20 protein-coding genes and 1 pseudogene are annotated in these 23,437 nt (G+C 71.0%); 7 read left to right on the forward strand and 14 right to left on the reverse strand.

Features of this window, described 5'->3' with window-relative positions; all coding sequences use genetic code 11:
* Positions 1-501: 501 nt before the first annotated feature.
* The 3 genes from dapF to KBX43_RS04040 are packed head-to-tail and all read right to left on the reverse strand — an operon-like array spanning position 502 to position 3,006.
* Positions 502-1,377, reverse strand: a complete 876-nt coding sequence (dapF, locus tag KBX43_RS04030) for a diaminopimelate epimerase (protein WP_210883298.1) — start codon at positions 1,375-1,377, stop codon at positions 502-504.
* 7 nt (positions 1,378-1,384) lie between these two features.
* Positions 1,385-2,290 (reverse strand): tRNA (adenosine(37)-N6)-dimethylallyltransferase MiaA, encoded by a 906-nt coding sequence (gene miaA, locus KBX43_RS04035; RefSeq protein WP_104114425.1) that lies wholly within the window; start codon positions 2,288-2,290, stop codon positions 1,385-1,387.
* The gene (locus KBX43_RS04040) at positions 2,287-3,006 is read right to left on the reverse strand and encodes a hypothetical protein (protein WP_210883300.1); all 720 of its coding nucleotides are present in this window, start codon (positions 3,004-3,006) and stop codon (positions 2,287-2,289) included. The genes miaA and KBX43_RS04040 overlap by 4 nt, the downstream gene beginning before the upstream one ends.
* A 205-nt stretch (positions 3,007-3,211) precedes the next feature.
* Here KBX43_RS04040 and KBX43_RS04045 point away from each other — a divergent pair, with 205 nt between their 5' ends.
* The gene (locus KBX43_RS04045; protein WP_064447113.1) at positions 3,212-4,420 is read left to right on the forward strand and encodes a DUF349 domain-containing protein; all 1,209 of its coding nucleotides are present in this window, start codon (positions 3,212-3,214) and stop codon (positions 4,418-4,420) included.
* Positions 4,421-4,751: 331 nt separating this feature from the next.
* A complete protein-coding gene (locus KBX43_RS04050) occupies positions 4,752-6,374 on the forward strand; it encodes a cellulase family glycosylhydrolase (protein ID WP_210883302.1) in 1,623 nt (540 codons plus the stop codon).
* A 94-nt stretch (positions 6,375-6,468) separates the two neighbouring features.
* On the opposite strand, the gene miaB is transcribed toward KBX43_RS04050, so the two are convergent.
* Complete coding sequence (gene miaB / locus KBX43_RS04055; protein ID WP_210883304.1) at positions 6,469-7,968, reverse strand: tRNA (N6-isopentenyl adenosine(37)-C2)-methylthiotransferase MiaB; 1,500 nt, start codon at positions 7,966-7,968, stop codon at positions 6,469-6,471.
* 52 nt (positions 7,969-8,020) lie between these two features.
* On the opposite strand from miaB, the gene KBX43_RS04060 reads away from it, so the two are divergent.
* The gene (locus tag KBX43_RS04060) at positions 8,021-8,248 is read left to right on the forward strand and encodes a DUF2277 family protein (protein ID WP_043325723.1); all 228 of its coding nucleotides are present in this window, start codon (positions 8,021-8,023) and stop codon (positions 8,246-8,248) included.
* Between the two features lie 79 nt (positions 8,249-8,327).
* Here the strand turns inward: KBX43_RS04060 and KBX43_RS04065 are convergent, their stop codons facing one another.
* Both KBX43_RS04065 and selD read right to left on the reverse strand, forming a co-directional pair.
* The gene (locus KBX43_RS04065) at positions 8,328-8,807 is read right to left on the reverse strand and encodes a hypothetical protein (RefSeq protein WP_043325725.1); all 480 of its coding nucleotides are present in this window, start codon (positions 8,805-8,807) and stop codon (positions 8,328-8,330) included.
* Positions 8,808-9,019: 212 nt separating this feature from the next.
* Positions 9,020-10,009: a selenide, water dikinase SelD gene (gene selD, locus KBX43_RS04070; RefSeq protein ID WP_210883306.1), complete on the reverse strand. Its 990-nt coding sequence runs from the start codon at positions 10,007-10,009 to the stop codon at positions 9,020-9,022.
* Between the two features lie 198 nt (positions 10,010-10,207).
* Here selD and KBX43_RS04075 point away from each other — a divergent pair, with 198 nt between their 5' ends.
* The 4 genes from KBX43_RS04075 (at position 10,208) to KBX43_RS04090 (ending at position 13,553) form a co-directional block, all read left to right on the forward strand.
* Complete coding sequence (locus tag KBX43_RS04075; RefSeq protein ID WP_030504151.1) at positions 10,208-10,963, forward strand: amino acid ABC transporter ATP-binding protein; 756 nt, start codon at positions 10,208-10,210, stop codon at positions 10,961-10,963.
* A gap of 50 nt (positions 10,964-11,013) precedes the next feature.
* Positions 11,014-11,949 carry a glutamate ABC transporter substrate-binding protein gene (locus KBX43_RS04080; protein ID WP_121685686.1) on the forward strand — a complete coding sequence of 312 codons (936 nt, stop codon included), beginning with the start codon at positions 11,014-11,016 and terminating at the stop codon, positions 11,947-11,949.
* A 78-nt stretch (positions 11,950-12,027) separates the two neighbouring features.
* Complete coding sequence (locus KBX43_RS04085) at positions 12,028-12,684, forward strand: amino acid ABC transporter permease (protein WP_013284735.1); 657 nt, start codon at positions 12,028-12,030, stop codon at positions 12,682-12,684.
* Positions 12,681-13,553 carry an amino acid ABC transporter permease gene (locus tag KBX43_RS04090; RefSeq protein ID WP_209960448.1) on the forward strand — a complete coding sequence of 291 codons (873 nt, stop codon included), beginning with the start codon at positions 12,681-12,683 and terminating at the stop codon, positions 13,551-13,553. Before KBX43_RS04085 ends, KBX43_RS04090 begins: the two co-directional genes overlap by 4 nt.
* 1,026 nt (positions 13,554-14,579) lie before the next feature.
* Here KBX43_RS04090 and KBX43_RS04095 read toward each other — a convergent pair.
* The 8 genes and pseudogenes from KBX43_RS04095 to KBX43_RS04130 form a co-directional block, all read right to left on the reverse strand.
* A complete protein-coding gene (locus KBX43_RS04095; RefSeq protein ID WP_209960446.1) occupies positions 14,580-14,756 on the reverse strand; it encodes a hypothetical protein in 177 nt (58 codons plus the stop codon).
* Positions 14,757-15,500: 744 nt separating this feature from the next.
* Complete coding sequence (gene rny / locus KBX43_RS04100; RefSeq protein WP_030504155.1) at positions 15,501-17,267, reverse strand: ribonuclease Y; 1,767 nt, start codon at positions 17,265-17,267, stop codon at positions 15,501-15,503.
* Between the two features lie 557 nt (positions 17,268-17,824).
* A complete protein-coding gene (locus tag KBX43_RS04105; protein WP_307851466.1) occupies positions 17,825-18,679 on the reverse strand; it encodes a 3-keto-5-aminohexanoate cleavage protein in 855 nt (284 codons plus the stop codon).
* A 99-nt stretch (positions 18,680-18,778) separates the two neighbouring features.
* Positions 18,779-19,471, reverse strand: a complete 693-nt coding sequence (locus KBX43_RS04110) for a regulatory protein RecX (protein ID WP_210883308.1) — start codon at positions 19,469-19,471, stop codon at positions 18,779-18,781.
* An 11-nt stretch (positions 19,472-19,482) separates the two neighbouring features.
* A complete protein-coding gene (gene recA / locus KBX43_RS04115; protein WP_013284729.1) occupies positions 19,483-20,532 on the reverse strand; it encodes a recombinase RecA in 1,050 nt (349 codons plus the stop codon).
* Between the two features lie 185 nt (positions 20,533-20,717).
* Complete coding sequence (locus KBX43_RS04120) at positions 20,718-20,918, reverse strand: DUF3046 domain-containing protein (RefSeq protein WP_030504158.1); 201 nt, start codon at positions 20,916-20,918, stop codon at positions 20,718-20,720.
* Positions 20,909-22,221: pseudogene (locus tag KBX43_RS04125) on the reverse strand (MFS transporter). The gene KBX43_RS04120 and the pseudogene KBX43_RS04125 overlap by 10 nt, the downstream one beginning before the upstream one ends.
* A 67-nt stretch (positions 22,222-22,288) precedes the next feature.
* The gene (locus KBX43_RS04130) at positions 22,289-23,431 is read right to left on the reverse strand and encodes an acyl-CoA dehydrogenase family protein (RefSeq protein WP_043325741.1); all 1,143 of its coding nucleotides are present in this window, start codon (positions 23,429-23,431) and stop codon (positions 22,289-22,291) included.
* Between the last annotated feature and the right edge of the window lie 6 nt (positions 23,432-23,437).

A 23,437-nucleotide genomic window follows, 5' to 3' on the forward strand; every position in this document is an offset into this window, starting at 1 on the left:
ACCCATCGGCTACCTCCACCTCAACCCCGACAAGAACTACATCCCCCTCACCCCCACCCCCACGATCCACAACCCCTGACACATCTATCGGGACTTCCCGTTGACACATGTCCCGGGACATGACAGCAGCCAGAGGGACCCTAATCTTCCAAGATCCACAACAGCGCCCCACCCCGAGGGGGACAAGTCGGACACATGACCCTTCACCCCGGCTTGCTCGACTCCACTTCCCCGAAGTGGCGGCATCATCACCCTTGATCAACACCAGTTCCCCGAAGTGGTGCCATCAGAGGCTCCGCGACACCACCACTTCGGCGAGCTGGTGTTGATCATGCCGGGCGGCAGCGCGCCAGGGCGGGATGGTACGGACAAGGCCCCGCGCGCCAGGGCCGCGAACATCCCAAGTTGACCAAGGAGTTCGTGTCACTGGGACGCCGGAAATCCCCCGCAAACTCCTTGATCAACCGCGAAGGGGAGGTGCCGCAGACGGAGAGGGCGCGGTCAGGGGGTCAGGGCGGACGGGGTCAGGGTGCCGGTGGCCACCAGGACCGCCGGGCCCGACAGCCAGCACGAGTCGGCTGTCACGGTGACCGTCAGGCGTCCGCCCGGTACGTCCACCGCCACCGTGCCGGTGTCGAGCCCGGCGTCGCGCAACGCCACCGCGCCGACCGCGCACGCGCCGGTGCCGCAGGACAGTGTCTCGGCCGAGCCGCGCTCGTAGACCCGCATCAGCACGTGCGCGTCGGCGCCGGTCACCGGCTCGCCGGGCGTGGTGAACTCCACGTTCACCCCGGCCGGGAAGGTCCCGGCGTCCACCTCGGGCGCGCGGGTCAGGTCGAGGCCGGTCAGCTCCAGCGCGGCGGGCAGCGCGCACACCAGGTGCGGGTTGCCGACGTCCACTGCGGCACCGGGCAGCGTCAGCCCGCCGAGCGTGGCGGTCGCCGTGTCGTACAGCCGGGGGCGGCGCATCTCGACCGCCACGTCCGCGCCCTCGACCCGGGCCCGCACCAGACCGGCGCGGGTGGCGATGGGCAGCGTCCCGCCCGACGAGGACGAGGACGAGGACGACGAGGACGAGGCCGCGGCCAGCGAACGGTCCAGCAGGTAGCGGACGAACACGCGGGCCCCGTTGCCGCACATCTCGGCGAACGAGCCGTCGGAGTTCCAGTAGTCCATGAACCACTCGGCCTCGCCGGCGAGCGCGACGCCCTCGGGGTGCTTGGCGGCGCGTACGACGCGCAGCACGCCGTCGCCGCCGAGGCCGCGCCGCCTGTCGCAGAGCGCGGCCACCAGGCCGGGTGTCAGGTCGAGCGTGCCGTCCGGGTCGGGCAGGATGACGAAGTCGTTGCCGGTGCCGTGACCCTTTGTGAACTCCACGCCCCCATCATGGCCGATGCTCGGCGACCACCCGCAGGGCAGTGTCGAGAAACCCGGGCGACGCCGAGTCCAGCCAGTGCACGCGCGGGTCACGCCGGAACCAGGAGCGCTGCCGGCGGACGAACCGGCGGGTCGCGCGGACGGTCTCCTCGTGCGCCTGCGCCTCGGTCAGCTCCCCGGCCAGGAACCGCAGCACCTGCTGGTAGCCGAGCGCCCGGCTGGCAGTACGGCCCTCGGGCAGCCCTTCGCCGACCAGCGCCCGCACCTCGTCGACCAGGCCGTCGGCCCACATCCGGTCCACCCGCAGCGCGATCCGCTCGTCCAGCGACGCGGTGTCCAGGTCGACGCCGAGCTGCACCGACGGGTAGTACGGCGTGGGCGACGGCAGCGACGCGGTGAACGGCGCGCCGGTCAGCTCGATCACCTCCAGCGCCCGCACGATCCGCCGTCCGTTCGTGGGCAGGATGCTCGCCGCCGCCCCCGGGTCCGCCTCGGCCAGCCGCGCGTGCAGCGGCAGCGGGCCGACAGCGGCCAGCTCCGCCTCGAGCCGCTGCCGCAGCGCCGGGTCGGTGCCGGGGAACTCGAACTGTTCGAGCACCGCCCGCACGTACAGCCCGGAGCCGCCGACCAGCAGCGGCACCCGCCCCCGGGCCAGGATGTCGTCGACGGCCGCGCGGGCCAGCGCCTGGTACTCCGCGACGCTCGCCGGCTCGGTCACCGGCCAGATGTCCAGCAGGTGATGCGGCACACCCTCGCGTTCGGCCGGCGTCAGCTTCGCGGTGCCGATGTCCATGCCCCGGTAGAGCTGCATCGAGTCGGCGTTGACCACCTCGCCGCCGAGCGCGTGCGCCAGCGCGATGCTCAGCGCCGACTTCCCGGCCGCGGTCGGCCCGACCACCGCCACGACGGTCATGCCCGCTCCCAGTTCGCCACGAAGTAGGCCACGCCGTAGGGCGCGCTGTGGTAACCCAGCTCACCCCGCCAGTCGCCGCCGGCCGCGTCGACCGCGCCGGCCAGCACCTGCCACGGCGCGCGCCCGGCAACCCGCAGCTGCGCCGACAGCACCGGGTCCAGGTCGCGCAGCGCCGCCGTGTCCGCGCCGGCCAGGGCAACCGCAACCCCTTCGTCGTACGCCTCGGCGCGCGGATCGTCGTACCCCGGCGCCTTGACGCCGCGGCAGGCGGACCCGTCACCGAGCACGAGCAGCGCGACCCGCGGATCGTCGTCGGCGATCAGGCTCGCGCCGAACGCCGCGCACTCCGCCGGTGTGGCGTCGTGGGCCACCGACCGGGCCAGGCGGGGCAGCTCGGTGCCGGAACGGTTGAGCAGCCAGGCGCCGACGGTCAGGCTCAGCGGCAGGCGCTCCGCGCCGGAGCAGGAGATCTTCCACAGCCGCACCGGCCGGTCCAGCCCGAAGCCGCGCAGGGAACCCCAGTCGGCGGCGTTGAACCGGACGGTCTCCGGCCCTGCTCCGACGAGCAGGACCGCCTCGGGCCCGGCGGCGAGCAGCCGCGCGACAGCGGCGTCGGCGGCGGCGCGCAGGTCGTCCAGCTCGGGCGCGGCGGCACCGGCCAGCTCGGGCACGATAAGCGGCGGATGGGGGCAGACTGCGGCGGCGACCAGTGGCACGCCCCCAAACCTATCGGGATCCGCCGGTGCGTCCCCGCGCCGATCCGGTCATCGAGGGCGTACGACACCGTATGGTCACGGTCGACGGCAGGCGCTCGACACGGACCGGGTCGGACCTGTGACAATGCCGGGAGAAAGTTTGCTGCGCCGTGGCGGCGATTCGAGGGGACTGTCCCCTCGACGCCGGGAGAACGAGGATGGGCACATGAGCGACTGGACTGCCTTCGGACGGGTGGACGAGGACGGCACCGTCTACGTCAAGACGACCGAGGGCGAGCGGGTGGTCGGATCCTGGCAGGCGGGCGCACCGGAGGAAGGGCTCGCCCACTTCGCCCGGCGCTACGCCGATCTGGTGACCGAGGTCGACCTGACCGAGGCCCGGCTCAACTCGGGCGCGGCTGATGCCGGCCACTCCCTGACCACGATCCGGCGGATCCGCGGTTCGCTGGCCGAGGCGCACGTGGTCGGTGACCTCGACGCGCTGGCCGCCCGGCTGGACAAGCTCGCCGTCGTCGCCGAGGAGAAGGCCGGCGAGGCCAAGGCGGCCCGCGAGGCCGCCCGCGGTGAGGCGCTGGCGCGCAAGACCGCCCTGGTCGAGGAGGCCGAGAAGCTGGCGGCCGAGTCGACCGGCTGGAAGACCGCCGGGGACCGGCTCAAGGAGATCCTCGACGAGTGGAAGACCATCCGCGGCGTCGACAAGAAGACCGACGGTGAGCTGTGGAAGCGGTTCGCCGCCGCGCGGGACGGCTTCACCCGCCGCCGGGGCGCCCACTTCGCCTCCCTGGACCAGCAGCGCAAGCAGGCGCAGACGGTCAAGGAGGAGCTGGTCGCCGAGGCGGAGAAGCTCAAGGACTCCACCGACTGGGGCGTCACCGCCGGGCAGCTCAAGGACCTGATGGCCCAGTGGAAGGCCGCGCCGCGCGCCGCCAAGGAGGCCGAGCAGAAGCTCTGGGAACGGTTCCGGGCCGCGCAGGACGAGTTCTTCAGCCGGCGCAGCGAGGTCTTCTCGGCACGCGACAACGAGCAGCGCGCCAACCTGGAGCGCAAGCAGGCGCTGCTGGCCGAGGCCGAGGCGCTCGACGTCGACGCCGACCCGAAGGGCGCCCAGGCGAAGCTGCGGGAGATCCAGGCGCAGTGGCACGAGGCCGGTCGCGTGCCCCGCGAGGCCGCGTCCGGGCTGGAGCGCCGGCTGCGGGCCGTGGACGACAAGGTCCGCGAGGTGATGGACTCGGCGTGGCGGCGTACCTCCAAGGAGGACAACCCGCTGCTGGCGCAGATGCGCGCCCAGGTCGCCGAGGCCGAGGACCGGCTGGCCCGGGCCCAGGCCGCCGGTGACGCCCGCCGGATCAAGGAGGCCGAGCAGGCGCTCGCGTCGAAGCGGCAGTTCCTCCAGCTCGCCGAGCAGGCCGGCTGACGCACGCACCCCGGCCGGGCAGGCCGGCGGACAGACACATCGGGTGAGCCCCCGGCCGTTCCGGCCCGGGGGCTCACCTGCGTCCGGGCCGGGTTGACGCATCGAGGCGGGCTGATCAGAATGAGCGGCGGAGCCAGGTTCAGGCACCGGCACGAGGGCACCGACGGCTGATCTCGCCGTCGACGGTCGCCGGTGCGACATCTCGCGGTTGGCCGTCCACACGACACGGCCCGGCGCGCGCTGCGCGCGTACTCGATGACGAGCGGGACGTGCCTCCTGGTCCTGCCGCCCGCGGCGCCTGCGCGGCGCGGGCATCCGAAGTGGAGCTCCCATGCACCGACGCACCGCCCTCGGCGGCGCCCTGACAGCGCTCGCCACCGCTGCGGCCGGCGTTCTCGTCGCCGCCGCCGTCTCCACCACACCGGCCGCCGCGGCGGCCGGTGGCACCGGCACCGGTTACCTGCACACCAGCGGCAACAAGATCGTCGACAGTACCGGCGCGACAGTCCGGCTGACCGGCATCAACTGGTTCGGGATGGAGACCGACAACAAGACGTTCCACGGGCTGTGGTCGAGCAACCCGTGGCGTGGCCAGCTCGACACCATGGCCCGGCTGGGCTACAACACGCTGCGGATTCCGTACTCGAACGACGCGCTCAAGTCCGGCGCGACAGCGACCGGCATCAACGACTTCGTCAACCCGGACCTGATCGGGCTCTCCCCGCTGCAGATCCTCGACAAGGTCATCGACTACGCGGGCAGCAAGGGGATGCGGGTCATCCTGGACCGGCACCGGCCCACGTCGGCCGGGCAGTCGCCGCTCTGGTACACCTCGACCGTCTCCGAGGCGACCTGGATCAACGACTGGAAGATGCTGGCCCAGCGGTACGCCGGCAACACCACAGTGATCGGCGCGGACCTGCACAACGAGCCGCACGCCGAGGGCACCAACCCGGCCGCCACCGGCGCCTGCTGGGGCTGCGGCGACACCGCGCGGGACTGGCGGCTGGCCGCCGAGCGGGCCGGCAACGCGATCCTCGGCGTGCAGCCGAACTGGCTGATCTTCGTGGAGGGCGTGAGCTGCCCGAGCGGCGGCCTGTCGAACGTCTGGGACAACGACCCCAGCAACGACGAGGACTGCGGCTGGTGGGGCGGCAACCTGTCCAAGGCCGGGCAGTTCCCGGTCCGGCTGAACGTGGCCAACCGGCTGGTCTACTCGCCGCACGAGTACGCCACGTCGGTCTACCGGCAGGCCTGGTTCGACGACCCGACGTACCCGGCGAACATGCCGGCCATCTGGGACAAGTACTGGGGTTACCTGTACAAGCAGAACATCGCGCCGATCATGATGGGCGAGTTCGGCACCACGCTGCAGGACCCCAAGGACAAGATCTGGCTGCAGAACCTGATGGCGTACACCGGCACCGGCGTGAACGGCATGTCGTTCACGTACTGGTCGTGGAACCCGAACTCCGGTGACACCGGCGGCATCGCCAACGACGACTGGACCACTATCAACCAGCCGAAGCAGGACATCCTCACGCCGTACCTGATCCCGCCGACCGGCGGTGGCGGCACCACCAGCCCGTCCCCGACCGGCACGCCGAACACGTCACCGGCGCCGACCACCCCGCCGCCTCCGGTGACCGGTGGCTGCACCGCCACCTACAAGCAGATCAACTCCTGGGCGGGCGGCTTCCAGGGTGAGCTGACGGTCAAGAACACCGGCACCGCCGCGGTGAACCCGTGGTCGGCCACCTGGACCTGGCCGTCCGGGGTGACGCTGGCGAGCGGTTGGAACGCCACCGTCACGCAGTCCGGCACCACTGTGACTGCCGCCGCGCCGGGCTGGGCGTCGTCGCTGGCGGCGGGCGCGTCGGTCACCGTCGGCTTCACCGCCAACGGCACCGCCGCCGCCCCCGCCACGGTCAAGCTCAACGGCACCGCCTGCTGACCGTGCAAGGAAGGGCCCCTTATTAACGCCTGCGGTAGAGGAAGGGCCCCCTTTTAACACCGAGTGTTAAAAGGGGGCCCTTCCTTGCATCCGGTCAGTGGGCGGCGCAGCCGCCGGTGGGAGCGGGTGCCGCGGCCGGCGCGCCGATCGTCGGCAGGCCCAGCAGCACCCCCGGGGTACGCGGAACCTGTCCCGCCTCGGCCGCGTCACCGGCCCGGGTACGCCGGTGTGCCAGCGGCGCACCGTCGGCGTTCAGGTGGTGCGGTGCGGCGTACGTGACGACTGTGTGCACGATGTCGCCGGGGCGGATCTGCCCGGCCAGCTCACCGGTGGCGAAGTGCACGAGCCGGCCGTCGCGGGCACGGCCGGACATCCGGCCGGTACGCTCGTCCTTGCGGCCCTCGCCGACCGCCACCAGCACCTCGACGGTCTCCCCGACCAGCTTCTTGTTCTCCGCCCAGGTGATCTCCTCGACGCAGGCGATCAGCCGCTCGTAGCGCTCCTGCACGACCTGCTTGGGCAGCTGCCCGTCCATGGTGGCGGCCGGGGTGCCGGGGCGCTTGGAGTACTGGAACGTGAACGCCGAGGAGAACCGCGCCTCCCGGACCACGTCGAGCGTGCGGGCGAAGTCGGCCTCGGTCTCGCCGGGGAAGCCGACGATGATGTCGGTGGTGATCGCCGCATCCGGCATCGCCGCCCGGACCTTCTCGATGATCCCCAGGTACTTTTCCGACCGGTACGAGCGGCGCATCGCCCGCAGCACGTCGTCCGAGCCGGACTGCAGCGGCATGTGCAGCGAGTGGCAGACGTTCGGCGTCTCCGCCATCGCGGCGATCACGTCGTCGGTGAAGTCCTTCGGGTGCGGGCTGGTGAACCGCACCCGCTCCAGCCCGTCGATGTCGCCGCAGGCGCGCAGCAGCTTGCCGAAGGCGTACCGGTCGCCGAACTCGACGCCGTACGAGTTGACGTTCTGCCCGAGCAGCGTCACCTCCAGCACGCCGGCGTCGGCGAGCGCGCGCACCTCAGCGAGGACGTCGCCGGGGCGGCGGTCCTTCTCCTTGCCGCGCAGGGAGGGCACGATGCAGAACGTGCAGGTGTTGTTGCAGCCGACGGAGATCGAGACCCACCCGGCGTACGTCGACTCGCGCCGGGTCGGCAGCGTGGAGGGGAACACCTCCAGCGACTCCAGGATCTCCACCTCGGCCGCGGCGTTGTGCCGCGCCCGGTCCAGCAGCGCCGGCAGCGCGCCGATGTTGTGCGTGCCGAAGACGACGTCCACCCAGGGCGCCTTGCGGACGATGTCGCCCCGGTCCTTCTGGGCCAGGCAGCCGCCGACGGCGATCTGCATCCCGGGGTGCTTGGCCTTCACGGGGCGCAGATGACCCAGGTTGCCGTAGAGCCGGTTGTCGGCGTTCTCCCGGACCGCGCAGGTGTTGAACACCACCACGTCGGGCTGCTCGTCGGCCTCGGCGGCGCGCACGTACCCGGCGTCCTCGAGGAGGCCGGAGATGCGCTCGGAGTCGTGCACGTTCATCTGGCAGCCGTACGTACGCACCTGGTAGGTGCGCGGGCTGCCCGCGGCTGCGGTAGTCATGACCCGGACAGCGTATCCGGGTGGAGCTGATCGGATCGAACGAGGAGGAGCCGTGTGCCGGAGCATCAAGACCCTGCGTGAGCCGTACGTCCCGGTGGTGACCGAGGAGGACATCCGCGCCGCCGCGTTGCAGTACGTCCGGAAGATCTCCGGATTCCGTACCCCGGCGGCGCACAACGCGGCCGCGTTCGACGCCGCGGTGGACGCCGTGGCCGCCGCCACCGCGACGCTGCTCGACCAGCTCGTGGTGCGGGGCCAGCAGCCGGCGACCCGGGACTGAGCCCGGGGCCGCCACGGCTCGCCGCCGGGCGGGGGCACGGCGGCGAGCGCCGGTCACCGCCTCCGGCCGGCGCTCGCGGTCAGGCGGCGGCGAGCGCCGGGGCGACCGTGTCGGGAGCCCAGCGGGAGCGGTGGCACTGCGACCAGCCCCGGCAGCGCGGGTCGGCCTGGGTGCAGAGCCGGTGGTGGCTGAGCACCTCGCCGTCGTCGGTGTCGGCCACGTCGAAGTGCACCGGGCGGATCGTGCCGTCCGGCGCGAACAGCAGGTGCCGGCCGGCGTCGAGGGTGTCGTCGCGCATCAGGCAGTTGCGGCCCAGCAGCCGGGCCAGCGCCGCGAGCGCGGGCAGCTCGGCCAGGCTCTCGGGCACGCCGTAACAGTCGACCACGGTGCCGTACAGCCCGGGCGCCTCCCACACGTCGCAGACCACCGCGTACGCGGGGAGCCGCATCGGGTCGGCGACGGCCATGGGCATCACCACCCGGCCGAGCGCCTCGGCCAGTGCCGGGTAGACCTCCACCGGCTCGCCGCCGTCGATTCTCCAGTTCCACAGCTCGGTCATGCCGCCTCCTCGCCGCGCTCGTTTCCACCGGCCTCCGGATCGGGCCCTACTGACGATGGTGGGGGGCATTTGCCCTCAGCCGGGCGCAAGTTACCGGTCTGTGACCATTCCGGGCAAAATTCCCTCGGGCGACGTTGCCCAGAGTAGCTGGAAGATGACAGTTTATCGGGTACGGTGCCGCGTTCGCGTTCCCGCCGCGCCCACCGGCGCGTTCAGCGAACCCGGATCAGGTGCTCCGAGGCCGGCAGCAACTCACCGATGACGGTCCCACCCGGCACCTCACCGGCGACCAGCAGGCCGCCCGAGGTCTGCGCGTCGGCCAGCAGCAGCCGCTCTCCCTCGTCCGCGTCGCCGAAGTCCGTCCACGGGTTGACCCAGTCCAGGTTGCGCCGGGTGCCGCCGCTGACGTACCCGTCGCGGATCGCCTCCCGCGCGCCCGGCAGGTACGGCACCGCCGCCGCGTCGATCGCCACCGTGAGGCGGCTCGCGCGGGCCAGCTTCGAGGCGTGCCCGAGCAGGCCGAAACCGGTCACGTCGGTGCCGCAGCGGATGCCGGCGGCCACCGCCGCGCGGGCCGCGTCCCGGTTGAGCCGGGCCATCGACTCGACCGCCTCGGGGAAGCGCTGGCCGGTCTGCTTGTGCCGGGTGTTGAGCACGCCCACGCCGAGCGGCTTGGTCAGCGACAGCGGCAGCCCGGCCCGCCCGGCGTCCAGCGTGATCAGCTCCTCCGGCCGGACCACGCCGGTGACCGCCAGGCCGTACTTCGGGCCGTCGTCGTCCACGCTGTGCCCGCCGGCCAGGTGGCAGTTCGCCTCCCGGGCCACGTCCAGACCGCCGCGCAGCACCTCCCGGGCCATCTCCGGCGGCAGCACGCCGCGCGGCCAGCAGAGCAGGTTGAGCGCGACGAGCGGGGTGCCGCCCATCGCGTACACGTCGGAGAGCGCGTTGGCGGCGGCGATGCGGCCCCAGTCGTAGGCGTCGTCGACCACCGGGGTGAAGAAGTCGGCGGTGCTGACCAGGCCCGTACGCTCGTCCAGCCGGACCACCGCGGCGTCGTCGCCGTTCTCCAGCCCGACCAGCAGGTCGGCCGAGCCGCCGGTCGCGCCGAGGCCGGCGACCATCGCCTCCAGCTCGCCCGGAGGGATCTTGCAGGCGCAGCCGCCACCGCGGGCGTAGTCGGTCAGCCGGATCGGGTCGGTCATCACCTCATGATCTCTGGCCAGCGCCTTCGGCGCCACTCGGCCCACCCGGACGGCGACAAAATTCGGACGTGCCGGTATGCAGGTGACCGGTGTTACCGCTCCGTGACCATCTGAGTTGCGTACTGCCACATCACCCCGCCTACAGTTGCCCAACCGGGGGTCGATCGACCCCCAATTCCGGCATGGACGACAGGGACGGTGGACGACGTGACGACGGGCGACCCGCTGATCGTGCTCGACGGGGTCAACAAGTGGTTCGGGCCGCTGCACGTGCTCGACGACGTGTCCCTCTCCGTCGGCCGGGGCGAGGTGGTCGTGGTGATCGGCCCGTCCGGCTCCGGCAAGTCGACGCTGTGCCGCACGATCAACCGGCTGGAGCCCATCGACAAGGGCACCATCACGTTCGACGGGCAGCCGCTGCCGGCCGAGGGCAAGCCCCTGGCCAAGCTGCGCAGCGAGGTCGGCATGGTCTTCCAGTCGTTCAACCTCTTCGCCCACAAGACCATCCTGGAGAACGTCACGCTGGGGCCGGTCAAGGTGCGCAAGGAGAAGCCGGCCGCCGCCCGCGAGCGCGGCCTGGCGCTGCTCGACCGCGTCGGCATCGCCAACCAGGCGGACAAGTACCCGGCGCAGCTCTCCGGCGGTCAGCAGCAGCGGGCGGCGATCGCCCGCGCGCTGGCCATGCAGCCCAAGGCGATGCTCTTCGACGAGCCGACCAGCGCGCTGGACCCGGAGATGGTCGGCGAGGTGCTGGACGTGATGACGTCCCTGGCGAGCGAGGGCATGACCATGGTCGTGGTGACCCACGAGATGGGTTTCGCCCGGCACGCCGCCAACCGGGTGGTCTTCATGGCCGACGGGCAACTGGTCGAGGACGCGCCGCCGGCCGAGTTCTTCGCGAACCCGCGCAGCGAGCGGGCCAAGGACTTCCTCTCCAAGATCCTCACCCACTGAGCGTCCGTAGTGGAGTCGTCCCGTCGACTCCGTCGAAGAAGGAGATGAGTATGCGTTACAAGCGCGTGGCGGCGGTGGCCATGATGGCCTCGCTCGCCCTGTCCGCGGCCGCCTGTGGCAAGGAGGGGGACCCCGCTCCCAGCGGCGGCGGCAACGCCAGCGGTGGAGCCCAGGGCGACAGCTGCAGCAGCTCGGGCGTGACCTTCACCCCCAAGACGGACGCCAACGTCGCCGGCAGCCCGGCCTTCGAGAAGATCAAGTCGGCCGGCAAGGTCGTCATCGGCGTCAAGTTCGACCAGCCGAACCTCGGCTACAAGGACGCCCAGGGCAAGCGCTGCGGCTTCGACATCGAGATCGCCCAGTACGTCGCCAGCACCCTCGGCGTCGACCCGGCGAAGATCGAGTACAAGGAGATCGCGTCCGCCAACCGCGAGACCGCGATCAAGGGTGGCGAGATCGACTACTACGTCGGCACCTACTCGATCACCGACAAGCGCAAGAACGACGTCTCCTTCGCCGGCCCGTACTTCGTCGCCGGCCAGGACCTGCTGGTCCGCAAGGACGAGTCGTCGATCACCGGCAAGGACACGCTCAAGGGCAAGAAGGTCTGCTCGGCCACCGGCTCCACGCCGATCCAGAAGATCCGCGACGAGGGCCTGACCGAGGGCGAGAACATCGTCGAGTTCAAGACCTACTCCGAGTGCGTCTCGCAGCTGCTCGACAAGAAGGTCGACGCGGTGACCACCGACGACGCCATCCTCAAGGGCTACGCCGCGCAGAACCCGGACGAGCTCAAGGTCGTCGGCCAGCCGTTCAGCACCGAGAAGTACGGCATCGGCCTGCCGAAGGACGACAAGGCGCTGCGTGACTACGTGAACGACCAGATCGAGGCGGCGTTCACCGACGGCACCTGGAAGAAGATCTACGACGGCACGCTCGGCAAGTCCGGCTCGCCGGCCACTGCGCCGCAGCTCGAGCGGTACTGACGGTCCGCACCGACGTCGGACCGGGCGGGGAGGTCCTCCTCCCCGCCCGGTCCCGTCTGGAGAGAGTGAGAGCGAGGTATGGGCGAGTTCTTCCGCGTCCTGACGGACAACGCGAGCCTGTTCCGCGAGGGGTTCTACAACACCGTCAAGCTGTTCCTGATCGCCGGCGTCGGCAGTCTCGTCCTCGGCATGCTGCTCGGCGCGATGCGGGTGTCCCCGGTCCCCGCGCTGCGGGCGTTCGGCGCCACCTACGTCAACCTGGTGCGCAACACTCCCCTGACGCTGGTGTTCGCGTTCCTCGTCTTCGCGGTGCCGAAGCTGGACGTCAACATCGACTACTTCAACAGCGCCTGCATCGCGCTGATCGCGTACACCTCGGCGTTCATCTGCGAGGTGGTCCGCTCCGGCGTGAACACCGTAGCCACCGGACAGGCCGAGGCGGCCCGCGCGCTGGGCATGACATTCGCCCAGGTGCTGACGCTGATCGTGCTGCCGCAGGCGCTGCGGGCCATGGTCCCGCCCATGATGAGCGTGCTCATCGCCATGCTGAAGAACACCACGATCGCCGCCGGCTTCTCCGTGCTGGAGGCCGGCGCCATCCCGGCGTACATGTCGGAACGGGGTGAGCCGCAGTTCATCGTGCTCACCTGGATCGTGATCGGCTTCCTGATCCTGATCATCCCGCTGGTGGTGCTCCAGCGGATCCTCGAGCGCAAGTGGGCGGTGGCCCGGTGAGCAGCAGCAGCGTCCTCTACGACATCCCCGGCCCGAAGGCCCGCAGGCGCAACCGGATCCTCGGCGTCGTCTCGATCGCGGCGATCGTCGCGCTGATCGCGTTCGTGGTCTACAAGTTCGACCAGACCGGCCAGTTCGAGGCCCGCAAGTGGGAACAGTTCCAGTACGCGGCCGTGCAGCGGGAGCTGCTGAACGGCCTCTGGGCCACGCTGAAGGTCGCCGCCGTCGCCACCGTGCTGGCACTGCTGTTCGGCGCGTTCTTCGCCAGCGCCCGGCTCAGCGACAAGGTGTTGTTCCGGGCGCCCGCCACGTTCGTGGTGGAGCTGTTCCGGGCCATCCCGCTGCTGATCCTGATCTTCTTCGGCTACTACGTGCCGTTGCAGTACGGCTGGCCGATCGACAAGTTCTGGGCGCTGGTCATCGGGTTGACGCTCTACAACGGCTCGGTGCTGGCGGAGATCTTCCGGGCCGGCATCAACGCCGTGCCGTACGGGCAGTCCGAGGGCGCGTACGCGATCGGCATGCGCAAGAACCAGGTGCTCCGACTGATCCTGCTGCCGCAGGCGTTCCGGTCGATGCTCCCGGCGATCGTGAGCCAGCTCGTCGTCCTGCTCAAGGACACCGCGCTCGGCTTCATCATCACGTACCCGGAGCTGCTCTTCGTGGGCAAGCAGATCGGCGGCCGGCTGGCGTTCGGTCTGCCGTACGTGCCGACGTACCTGGTCGTCGCGGCCATCTACATCAGCATCTGCGGCCTGCTGTCGGTCCTGGCCTGGTGGTTGCAGAAGCGGCTGACCCGGCTACCGAAAACGGCCGGCAAGGTTGTCGCGGCGCGAGACGCCAGCGCGGACGTCTCGCGCCCGGAATGATATGCCGCGCCCCTGCATTGATTCGATCGATGGCTACGTCCCATACGGCAGGGCCGACCTGTTCAGAGCATTCGACCGGCTGGTCAATTGCGAAAACGCATCCATGCCATCGTCAGCGGCGGCCGGCCGATCCGCTCGCTGGTGGGCGTGCAGTCGTTGTGGAGTGACAACTACGTCTGGAGGTTACCCAGCAACGCGCAGCGGCCGGGGCGGCGGTGGCCGACGCGGACGCACGGTAGTGCAGGCCGCCCGTGCCCACAGCATCTCCTCGCCGATTGTCGTAGCCGCTTCACCGCCCACGCCGCTGCGCTGTTGCCGACCGAGTCTGGGCCGGTCGTAGCGCTCGGCATCGACGAGGTCCGCCGAGGCAAAGCCCCGCTGAGCCTGGGATGAGCAGGCCGCCCTCGTGAACCACGACTGGGACCGGTGGCATGTGGGCTTCTCGGTCTGTCCGGCGGCCCTGTGTCGGCTCCGCCTGAAACTGGCGGAGCCGACACAGATTCTAGCGGCACCGAACCACAGGTCATGGCCGCCCTACGCAACGCGGCCATCAGCGCATTTCGCCTTAACGGATTCCATCATCGCCGCTGCCAATCGGCATCCGTCCGCCGACGGCACCCGCCCACTAGCCCTGCTCGGTAGCACGTAACGACAGCCAAGGCCCTGGCAACATAGAGACCACCAGCCCCATATCGACCGCCTGCCAACCGCCCCCTTCACGGCATCCAGACCACCGTGACCAGCAGATACTCGACTACGCGTGACCCTGACTCAAACGCCGCGGCCGAACCCAAGACGCGAAGCCGACGCCTTCCCTCAGCAACTTTCCGGAGTTGCTCCAGCTAGCAATCCCTTGACCCTGGCAAGTGCATCACATAGGCTCGCGTCAGTAGCTGTCAGTGCAGCCGAGAATTTATCGGCAGCAGCAAGCAGCGGCTAGCGTAAATACAACGGGGGTGGCAGCGGGAAAGTCTCAATCATTGCCCGGGTGCAGCGTCCGCAAAAGCAATGAGGCATTGGAGCCGATTAATCGATGGTGGTCAGAAGATTTCTCTTATCGTTAATTCGTATCTCAGCGGTGGCAACCGTCGCAGCCGGCACGGCATTTACGCTGTCTCCCTCAACAGCCAGCGCCGCTACTTCCTCTTCCTTCTGCGAGACCTGGGTTTCCAGCGACCGATTTGCGATGGCCCGGTGCAACACGCCGACAAGCTATCGAATCGAGGCGCGGTGCGAGGAGAATTCAGGCGCAACGTACACCGCTTACGGAAATTGGGTCTCCAACAACTCAACCTCCTATGCACAGTGCCACGAATATGCATGGGTGATTGAGCGCTGGGTCAAATTCGCCACCTAATCCCACTCAAGCCGACGAGAATCTGACGTGAGGACTTCCAATGAAGCTAAGAAGAATTCAACTCACAGCACTTTCAGCATTGACGCTTCTCGCCACCAGCGCCGCCACCGTCGTCACGACCTCCCCCGCCATGGCTGCGGGCTGCTACACGAGCCTTGTCAACGACAGGACCGCCAAAGGCTACTGCACTGGAACCAAAAGTTACCAGGTCTACGTCAGGTGTGAGGAGAATTCGGGACACGAATACACAGCTGCGGGCTCACTCGCCTGGGGTGGCACGGACTCGTACGCAACCTGCCATGAGTATGCCTGGGTGATTGACCGGTGGATGATTCAGCTCTGACGTCTCCCTACCCGCCTGCACCTGACAACGTCAAGTGACATCATCACGATCGCTGGCATCACGCAGATAGGCACGGGGCGGAAGGTGCAATTGCATCTTCCGCCCCGTGCGCCGGTCTACGGCGCCTTCCCTGGCTCCAGCCATTGGGGCCTATCGGAGCTACCAGATCGAACACCCAGTGCAACAATGCTATTCGTACGCTGCAACACAAGCGCGGCAATGCCCTGGCGTCTGTATCGTGTGTACCTCAGCGGGCGATCTCGGTGACCCGGGACTCGCGCACCACGGTCACCCGGATCTGACCCGGATAGGTCAGCTCCTCCTCGATCTGCTTGGCCACGTCCCGGGCCAGCACCGCCGCGCCGATGTCGTCCACGTCGTCGGGCTTGACCATCACCCGGATCTCCCGGCCCGCCTGCATGGCGAAGACCTTCTCCACGCCCAGCTTGCCGGCTGCGATCTCCTCGATCCGCTCCAGCCGCTTCACGTACGCCTCGAGGCTCTCCCGCCGCGCGCCCGGCCGCCCGCCCGAGCAGGCGTCCGACGCCTGCGTCAGCACCGCCTCGATGGTCTGCGGCGGCACCTCGTTGTGGTGTGCCTCGATGGCGTGCACCACGTCCTCGCTCTCGCCGTACTTGCGGGCCACGTCCGCGCCGATGATCGCGTGGCTGCCCTCCACCTCGTGGGTGAGCGCCTTGCCGATGTCGTGCAGGAACGCGCACCGCTTGATCGTCGGCACGTCCAGCCGCAGCTCGGCCGCCATCACGCCGGCGATGTGCGCGGTCTCCACCAGGTGCTTGAGCACGTTCTGCCCGTACGAGGTGCGGTAGCGCAACCGGCCCAGCAGCGTCACCAATTCCGGGTGGATCTCGGTGATGCCGACCTCGACCAGCGCGTCCTCGGCGGCCCGGTGGCACAGCTCCTCCACCTCCTGCCGGGCCAGGTCGTAGACCTCCTCGATCCGGTGCGGGTGGATCCGGCCGTCCAGGACCAGCTTCTCCAGCGTGACCCGGCCGACCTCCCGGCGTACCGGGTCGAAGCAGGAAAGCAGCACCGCCTCGGGGGTGTCGTCGATGATCAGGTTGACGCCGGTGACCGACTCGAAGGCGCGGATGTTGCGCCCCTCCCGGCCGATGATGCGCCCCTTCATCTCGTCACCGGGCAGGTGCAGCACGCTGACCACGCTCTCCGCGGTCTGCTCGCTGGCGACCCGCTGGATGGCGTCCACCACGATGTTGCGGGCGCGCTGCTCGGCGCTACCCCGCGCGTCCGCCTCGATCTCCCGGACCAGCAGCGCGGCCTCCCGCTTCGCCTGCCCCTCGATCGACTCGACAAGCTCGGCGCGGGCCGCGTCGGCGGTCAGGCCGGCCACCCGCTCCAGCTCCCGGCGGCGCTGCTCCTCCACCTCGGTCAGCGTCCGCTCCCGCTCGGCCAGGGCGGCCTCCCGGGCGGCGAGCGCCGCGGTGGCGGCGGTGAGCTGCCGTTCCCGCTCGGCCAGCCGCTCCACCTCCTCGGTGTGCAGCCGTTCCCGCTCGTCCATCCGGGCGGCCCGGCGTTCCACCTCGGCCGCCTGCTCCCGGGTGGTGGCGGCCAGCACCGCCACCTCACGCTCGCCGCTGCGCCGCGCGGTGGCGCGCAGCTGCTCGGCGTCCGCCTCGGCCTGCTTGTGCGCGCGCTCCAGCACGGTGTCCGCCTCGGCGCGGGCGTCGTCGAGCACCCGCCGCGCCTCGGCCCGGGCCGCCTTCGCCTCCGCCTTCGCGGCGGCCGCCTCGGCCCGCGCCGCCGCGGCCGCGGACTTCGCCACGTCGATGGTGCTGTTGGCCTCGCTGGCGGCGGTCCGCAGCGCCGCGAGGGACTGCTCCTGCCGGTCCTTCTCCGCGATGAAGGCCGGATCCTCCGGCGCGGGCGCCAGGCTGAGCCGCTTGAGGGTACGCACGCCGAACAGCACGGCGCCGACCACCACCACGACGAGCAGCAGCACCACCACGAGGAGAACGATGTCGAAGGCGCTCATCGAACCGCTCCGCCGGCCCGGCCGGCGTTGCCGGCTCGTCGATACCCGGTGGCCGGGCTGTCGCCCGCCGATGCGGGGTCGGGGCCGTGTGGCAGACCGCCGGTGAACCTGTGCCGCCCCGCCATGGCCGCCTCCCCCTGAACGTCGGCGCCGCAGGACACGCGCGAAGGACACGCGCCTGCGGCTCTGTACGCCCGACCGGAGCGGCTGGTTCTGGGCAGCTTTCCGTCGGCGGTGACCCGCGAGGGGCACCGCTGGCGGCCGGTTGCAGTTGTCGGAGGCTCCGAAAGGTTCCGGAGCTTCCGTCAAGGGCCGGTGTAGCTGGCCAAAGTGATGCTGTTCTGTTACGAGATCTATGTTGTGCGCTTAGCCTGCGCTGGTCGGGCAAAGTGAGCCTGTATGGCGAGGCTAGGTCGCGAGGGGCCGTTCGGTCAAGAAGTCATGATCAAACCACCCGGACGGAGAGAAGTTACAGCGTCACTCATTGGTGATCAGATGCCGGACAGGCCCGGACAAACCTCGCCGTCCGGCACCACCACTCGCCGCTCCCGACCTGCTCAGGCCACCTCCCCCATCGACGCCGCCCACCACTCCCCCGCACGATCATGAGGTTGACGGGCGCGATCATGAAGTTGGCCTGGACAAAACGGACGGCAAGTGCCGTCAACTTCATGATCAACGGGGCAGGGGCGGTCGGGGTGGGGGGGGCAGTGGGGGGCGAGGGTGCGGGCTGTGGTTACCAGGGTGGCGTTGTCGGGGGCCTGGGTGCCGTCGGGCAGCAGCAGCGTGTCCTCCAGGCCGATCCGGGTGTGCAGACCCCGGCGGACCGCCTCGGCGTAGACCGGCCAGGTGGCGGGCCCCTCGCCGTGCAGCAGCACCGGCGGGCGCTGGTCGGGCAGCGCGGCGAGGATCGCCGCCGCGTCGGCGAGCGCCGTCTCGACCTGTTCGTCCATGCACTCGACCAGGATCCGCCCGGTGGGCGCGGACCAGCGGCGCCAGGCGTCGACAGCCGCCGGCGTCCACAGGCCGGCCTCGACCATCACGCCGCGCTCGTGCAGGGCGGCGGCGACCTGGGCCGCTCCGGGTTCGTGGGCGTTGACCGAGGCGAAGTCGGGCAGCACCGTCCAGGCGCGGACGGCGGCGACCCGCTCGGCCGGGTCCGGGACGATCCAGGCGCCGGTGCTCACGCCCACCGGCAGGCCGGGACGGGAAGCCCGGATGGCGGTGACCGCAGCGGCGATCACCGCCGGGTGGAGCGACTCGGCGCCGGTGTCGTCGCGCGGGTGCACGTGCACCGCCGCCACCCCGGCGGCAGCGCAGCGCACCGCGTCGGCGGCCAGTTCGGCCGGGGTGAGCGGTACGGCGGGGTGCTCGTCCCGCCGCCGGGTGCCGTTGAGACATGCCTTCAGCACGGTGTGCGCCTCCCCTCGGGGCGGCGGCCGCGACACCGGCCGCCGGTCGGTCAGTCAGTCGACGGCCGGTCGGTCGGTCGACGGCCGGCCGGCGGTCGGTCAGTCGAGCCGGCGGGAGTCGAGATCGTGCTCGGCGTCGGCCATCGCGTCGGCGTCGATGTGCTCGGCGAACTCGGCCGCCTCGGCACTCTGCGCGGCCAGCGCGTCCTTCACCGCCCGGATCGCCACCCCGGCCGGATAGCCCTTGCGCGCCAGCATGCCGACCAGACGCCGGAACACCGCGTCCGGCTCACCCCGGGTGCTGCGCAGCTTGCGGTCCACCAGGACACGGGCGGTCTCCGCCTCGGTCTCCTCGTCCAGGTCGTCCAGTGCCGCGCCGGCCACCTCGCCGTCGACGCCGCGCTGGCGCAGCTCGTTGGCGAGCGCCCGGCGGGCCAGCCCACGACCGTTGTGCCGGCTGCTCACCCAGGCACGGGCGAAGGCGGCGTCGTCGACGATGCCCACCTCGTCGTACCGGTCGAGGACCTGCTCGGCGACCTCCTCGGAGATGCCGCGCCGGGCCAGCGCGCCGGCCAGCTCGGCCCGGGTACGCGGGCGCACCGCGAGCTGCCGCAGGCAGATCTCCCGGGCCAGCTCGGCCTCGTCGCGCGGCGGAGCCGGAGCCTCCCCTGCGTCGGGCTCCGCCGCGCGATCACGGCGTCCCCGGCGGGGCCGGGGCGTACCTGTGGCGTCGCCCGTACGGGGAGGACTGGCATCCCAGCCCCGGCCCGTACGGGCGCGTCGTCCTGCCACGGGTCAGCGGATCAGAAGTCGACCGGCGGCAGTTCCGGGCCACCGGCGGCGTCGCCCGCACCACCGGTGCCGACGCCGAGCTTCTCCAGGATCTTCTTCTCGATCTCGGCCGCGACGTCCGGGTTCTCGCGGAGGAACTCGCGGGCCTTCTCCTTGCCCTGGCCGAGCTGGTCACCGTCGTAGGTGTACCAGGCGCCGGACTTGCGGATGATCGCCTGCTCCACGCCGACGTCGATCAGCGAGCCCTCGCGGGAGATGCCCTTGCCGTACATGATGTCGAACTCGGCCTGCTTGAACGGCGCGGCGACCTTGTTCTTCACGACCTTGACCCGGGTGCGGTTACCGACCACGTCGGTGCCGTCCTTGAGGCTCTCGATGCGGCGCACGTCGAGCCGGACCGAGGCGTAGAACTTCAGCGCCCGGCCACCGGTGGTGGTCTCCGGGCTGCCGAACATCACGCCGATCTTCTCGCGGAGCTGGTTGATGAAGATCGCGGTGGTGCCGGTGTTGTTGAGCACGCCGGTGATCTTCCGCAGCGCCTGGCTCATCAGCCGGGCCTGGAGGCCGACGTGACTGTCGCCCATCTCGCCCTCGATCTCGGCGCGCGGCACCAGGGCCGCCACCGAGTCGATCACGATGATGTCGATCGCGCCGGAGCGGACCAGCATGTCGGCGATCTCCAGCGCCTGCTCGCCGGTGTCCGGCTGGGAGACCAGCAGGGCGTCGGTGTCGACGCCGAGGGCCCGCGCGTACTCCGGGTCGAGCGCGTGCTCCGCGTCGATGAACGCGGCGATGCCGCCGGCCCGCTGGGCGTTCGCGACCGCGTGCAGCGCGACGGTGGTCTTACCGCTGGACTCCGGACCGTAGATCTCGACCACCCGGCCGCGCGGCAGACCGCCCACGCCGAGCGCCACGTCGAGCGCGATGGAGCCGGTCGGGATGACAGCCGTCTGCACGACGGGCCGCTCCCCCAGCCGCATCACCGAACCCTTGCCGAACTGCTTGTCGATCTGAGCGAGAGCAAGGTCGAGCGCCTTCTCCCGGTCAGGCCCTGCTGCCATCGTTGCCACCCCTGCCTTCGCCGGCGTCTTTCCTGAGCTTCGCGTCACGCGGGACACGCTAGGCGCTGGGTCCGACAGAAAACCAGCCGACGGGCCGTGAGCTGTGGACGAGCACCCCGCTGTGGACAATAGCCGAACAGGTGTACGACTGGGCAAGCGACACGCGGGATCGATGAAAAGGCTGCTCAGCGTAGTCGGGCGGGCACCCGGTCGGGGTACGCGGCGACCACGGCGCGCCACACCACGTGCGTTTGCTCACCGGCCGCGAGCGCCTGCTCGATGGTCCGCCCACCGAGCTGGGACAGCACCTGGTCCCGGGCGATGCTGGCCGCGTAGCCGGGCCCGAACGCCTCCTCCAGCCGCGTCCAGAAGTCGGTCAGCCGCACGTGTTCAGTCCTCCTCGTCGAGTGGCGCCGGGCCGGGACGGCGCAGCGCCAGCGCCACCAGCGGCACCACGGCGATCGCCGCCAGCAGGGTGAGCGTCGGGTACCCCACGGCCCGCATCACGAACCCGCTCGCCGCCGCCGCGCCAGCCCCGGCCAGCCCCATGAGCAGGTCGGACAGCCCCTGCACACCGGGCCGGTCGGCGGTCGGCACCGACTCCGACAGCAGCGTCGAGCCCGCCACCATCGTGCCCGACCAGCCCAGCCCGAGCAGCGTCAGCCCCACCGACAGCGGCGCCGTGTGGTGCCCGGCGGTGCCGGAGACCGCGCACGCGGCCAGCAGCAGCGCCACCCCGCCGAGGATCACCGGCCGCCGGCCCACCCGGTCGGTGAGCCACCCCACCACCGGCGACAGCGCGTACATGCCGGCGATGTGCAGGCTCAGCACCAGGCCGACCACCGGCAGCACGTCCTCGTCGGAGTGCCACTCGCCGAGGTGCACCGGGGTCATCGACATGACAGCGACCATCACCAGGTGCCCCACCGCGACAGCGGCGATGCCGAGGCGGGCGGCCGGCCGCCCGCGTACCGTGCGCCACGCGGCGACCATGCCACCGCGGCGGGTGACCGCCGGCGCGGCGCCCGGCGCCGGCTCGGCCGCCGCCAGCCGGCGCGCGGTGAGCAGCGGGTCCGGCCGCAGCAGGACCAGGAGTACGACGGCGGTCAGCGTGAACGCGACGGCGCTGAACGCGAACGGGCCGGACAGCGCCGGCAGGCCCCAGCCCCGGGTGGTGTCGTCGGCGAGCGCGGCGAAGTTCGGCGCGGCCACCGCACCGATGGTGGTGGCCCACACGACCAGCGAGAGCTGCCGCCCCCGGCGCTGCGGCTCGGCCAGGTCCACCGCCGTGTAGCGGGCCTGGAGGTTGGCCGCCGTGCCGCCACCGAACAGCAGCATGCCGACGAAGAGCAACGGCACCAGGCGCGTCACGGTGGCGACCACCACCAGCACGCCGCCGACCGCGCCGACCGCGTACGCGAGAACCAGGCCCGGTCGCCGGCCACGCGCGGCCATGAGCCGGGTGACCGGGATGGCGAGCAGCGCGGCGCCGACCACCCCGGCGCTCTGCGCGAGCCCGGCCAGGGCGGTGCCGGCGACCCGGGCGGCGAGCAGCGCGCCCACCGAGATGCCGATGGTGACGCCGATGCCGCCGATGATCTGGGTGAGGAACAGCAGCCGGACGGTACGCCGCTGGATGCCGGCGACGTCGGGCCGGGGCGGGGCCGGCGCGGTCAGGTCGGTGGACATGCGCGCTCCTGGTGGGACGGGTGCCCCATCCTCCCGCACCGGCCCGCCCGGCCGGCACCCGGTTTCGCTACAGGCCGAGGCCCCGGCCGATGATCTCCTTCATGATCTCGGTGGTGCCGCCGTAGATGGTCTGCACGCGGCTGTCCAGCCACGCCTTCGCCACCGGGTACTCCGCCATGAAGCCGTAGCCGCCGTGCAGCTGCACGCACCGGTCGGCCACCTTGGTCTGCAGCTCGGTGGTCCACCACTTGGCCTTCGCCGCGTCGGTCACCGACAGGCGGCCCGCGTTGAACTCGGCGACGCAGTGGTTGACGAACGTGCGCGCGATGGTGACCTCGGTGTCCAGCTCGGCCAGCAGGAACCGGTTGTGCTGGAACCGGCCGATCGGCCGCCCGAACGCCTCCCGGGAGCGGGCGTACTCGATGGTGAGCGCGAGCAGCTTCTCGCAGGCCGCCACCGCGGCGACGGCGATGCTCAGCCGCTCCCGGGGCAGGTTGGCCATCAGGTGGTAGAAGCCGTGGTTCTCGGTGCCGATCAGGTTCTCCGCCGGCACCCGGCAGTCGTCGAAGAACAGCTCGGCGGTGTCGTTGGCCTTCAGGCCGACCTTGGCCAGCCGGCGGCCCCGGCTGAAACCCGGCGTGCCGCTCTCCACCACGACCAGGCTCACCCCGTGGGCGCCCTGGTCCGGCGCGGTCTTGACCACCACGACCACCAGGTCGGCCATCTCACCGTTTGTGATGAAAGTCTTCTGCCCGTTGAGGACCAGGCTGTCGCCGTCACGGACCGCGCCGGTGCGGATGCCGGCCAGGTCGCTGCCCGCGCCCGGCTCGCTCATCGCGATCGCGGTGACCAGGTCGCCGGAGCAGAAGCCCGGCAGCCAGCGCTTGCGCTGGTCGTCGGTGGTCAGCTCGGTCAGGTACGGCGCGACCACGTCGTTGTGCAGCCCGAACCCGAGGCCCGAGCACCCGGACGCGACGATCTCCTCGTCGAGCACCGCGTTGAACCGGAAGTCGCGCTGCCCGCCGCCGCCGTACTCGGGGTCGACGTCGGGGCCGAGCAGCCCGGCCGCGCCGGCGGCCCGCCACACCTCCCGGTCGACGATCCCGTCGGCCTCCCAGCGCTCGTGGTGCGGCACCGCCTCCCGGGTCAGGAACCGGCGGCACAGGTCACGGAACTCGTCGTGGACGGGTTCGTAGAGATGCTGCTCCATGCCGGC

The organism is Micromonospora sp. C41 (assembly GCF_018070485.1).
Classification (GTDB): domain Bacteria; phylum Actinomycetota; class Actinomycetes; order Mycobacteriales; family Micromonosporaceae; genus Micromonospora; species Micromonospora chalcea.

Bases quoted from the DNA above. Each gene is read 5' to 3' on its own strand.
- miaA (WP_104114425.1), bottom strand. From the start codon at position 2,290: ATGACCGTCGTGGCGGTGGTCGGGCCGACCGCGGCCGGGAAGTCGGCG.
- KBX43_RS04045 (WP_064447113.1), top strand. From the start codon at position 3,212: ATGAGCGACTGGACTGCCTTCGGACGGGTGGACGAGGACGGCACCGTC.
- KBX43_RS04050 (WP_210883302.1), top strand. From the start codon at position 4,752: ATGCACCGACGCACCGCCCTCGGCGGCGCCCTGACAGCGCTCGCCACC.
- miaB (WP_210883304.1), bottom strand. From the start codon at position 7,968: ATGACTACCGCAGCCGCGGGCAGCCCGCGCACCTACCAGGTGCGTACG.
- KBX43_RS04065 (WP_043325725.1), bottom strand. From the start codon at position 8,807: ATGACCGAGCTGTGGAACTGGAGAATCGACGGCGGCGAGCCGGTGGAG.
- selD (WP_210883306.1), bottom strand. From the start codon at position 10,009: ATGACCGACCCGATCCGGCTGACCGACTACGCCCGCGGTGGCGGCTGC.
- KBX43_RS04080 (WP_121685686.1), top strand. From the start codon at position 11,014: ATGCGTTACAAGCGCGTGGCGGCGGTGGCCATGATGGCCTCGCTCGCC.
- KBX43_RS04085 (WP_013284735.1), top strand. From the start codon at position 12,028: ATGGGCGAGTTCTTCCGCGTCCTGACGGACAACGCGAGCCTGTTCCGC.
- rny (WP_030504155.1), bottom strand. From the start codon at position 17,267: ATGAGCGCCTTCGACATCGTTCTCCTCGTGGTGGTGCTGCTGCTCGTC.
- recA (WP_013284729.1), bottom strand. From the start codon at position 20,532: ATGGCAGCAGGGCCTGACCGGGAGAAGGCGCTCGACCTTGCTCTCGCT.
- KBX43_RS04130 (WP_043325741.1), bottom strand. From the start codon at position 23,431: ATGGAGCAGCATCTCTACGAACCCGTCCACGACGAGTTCCGTGACCTG.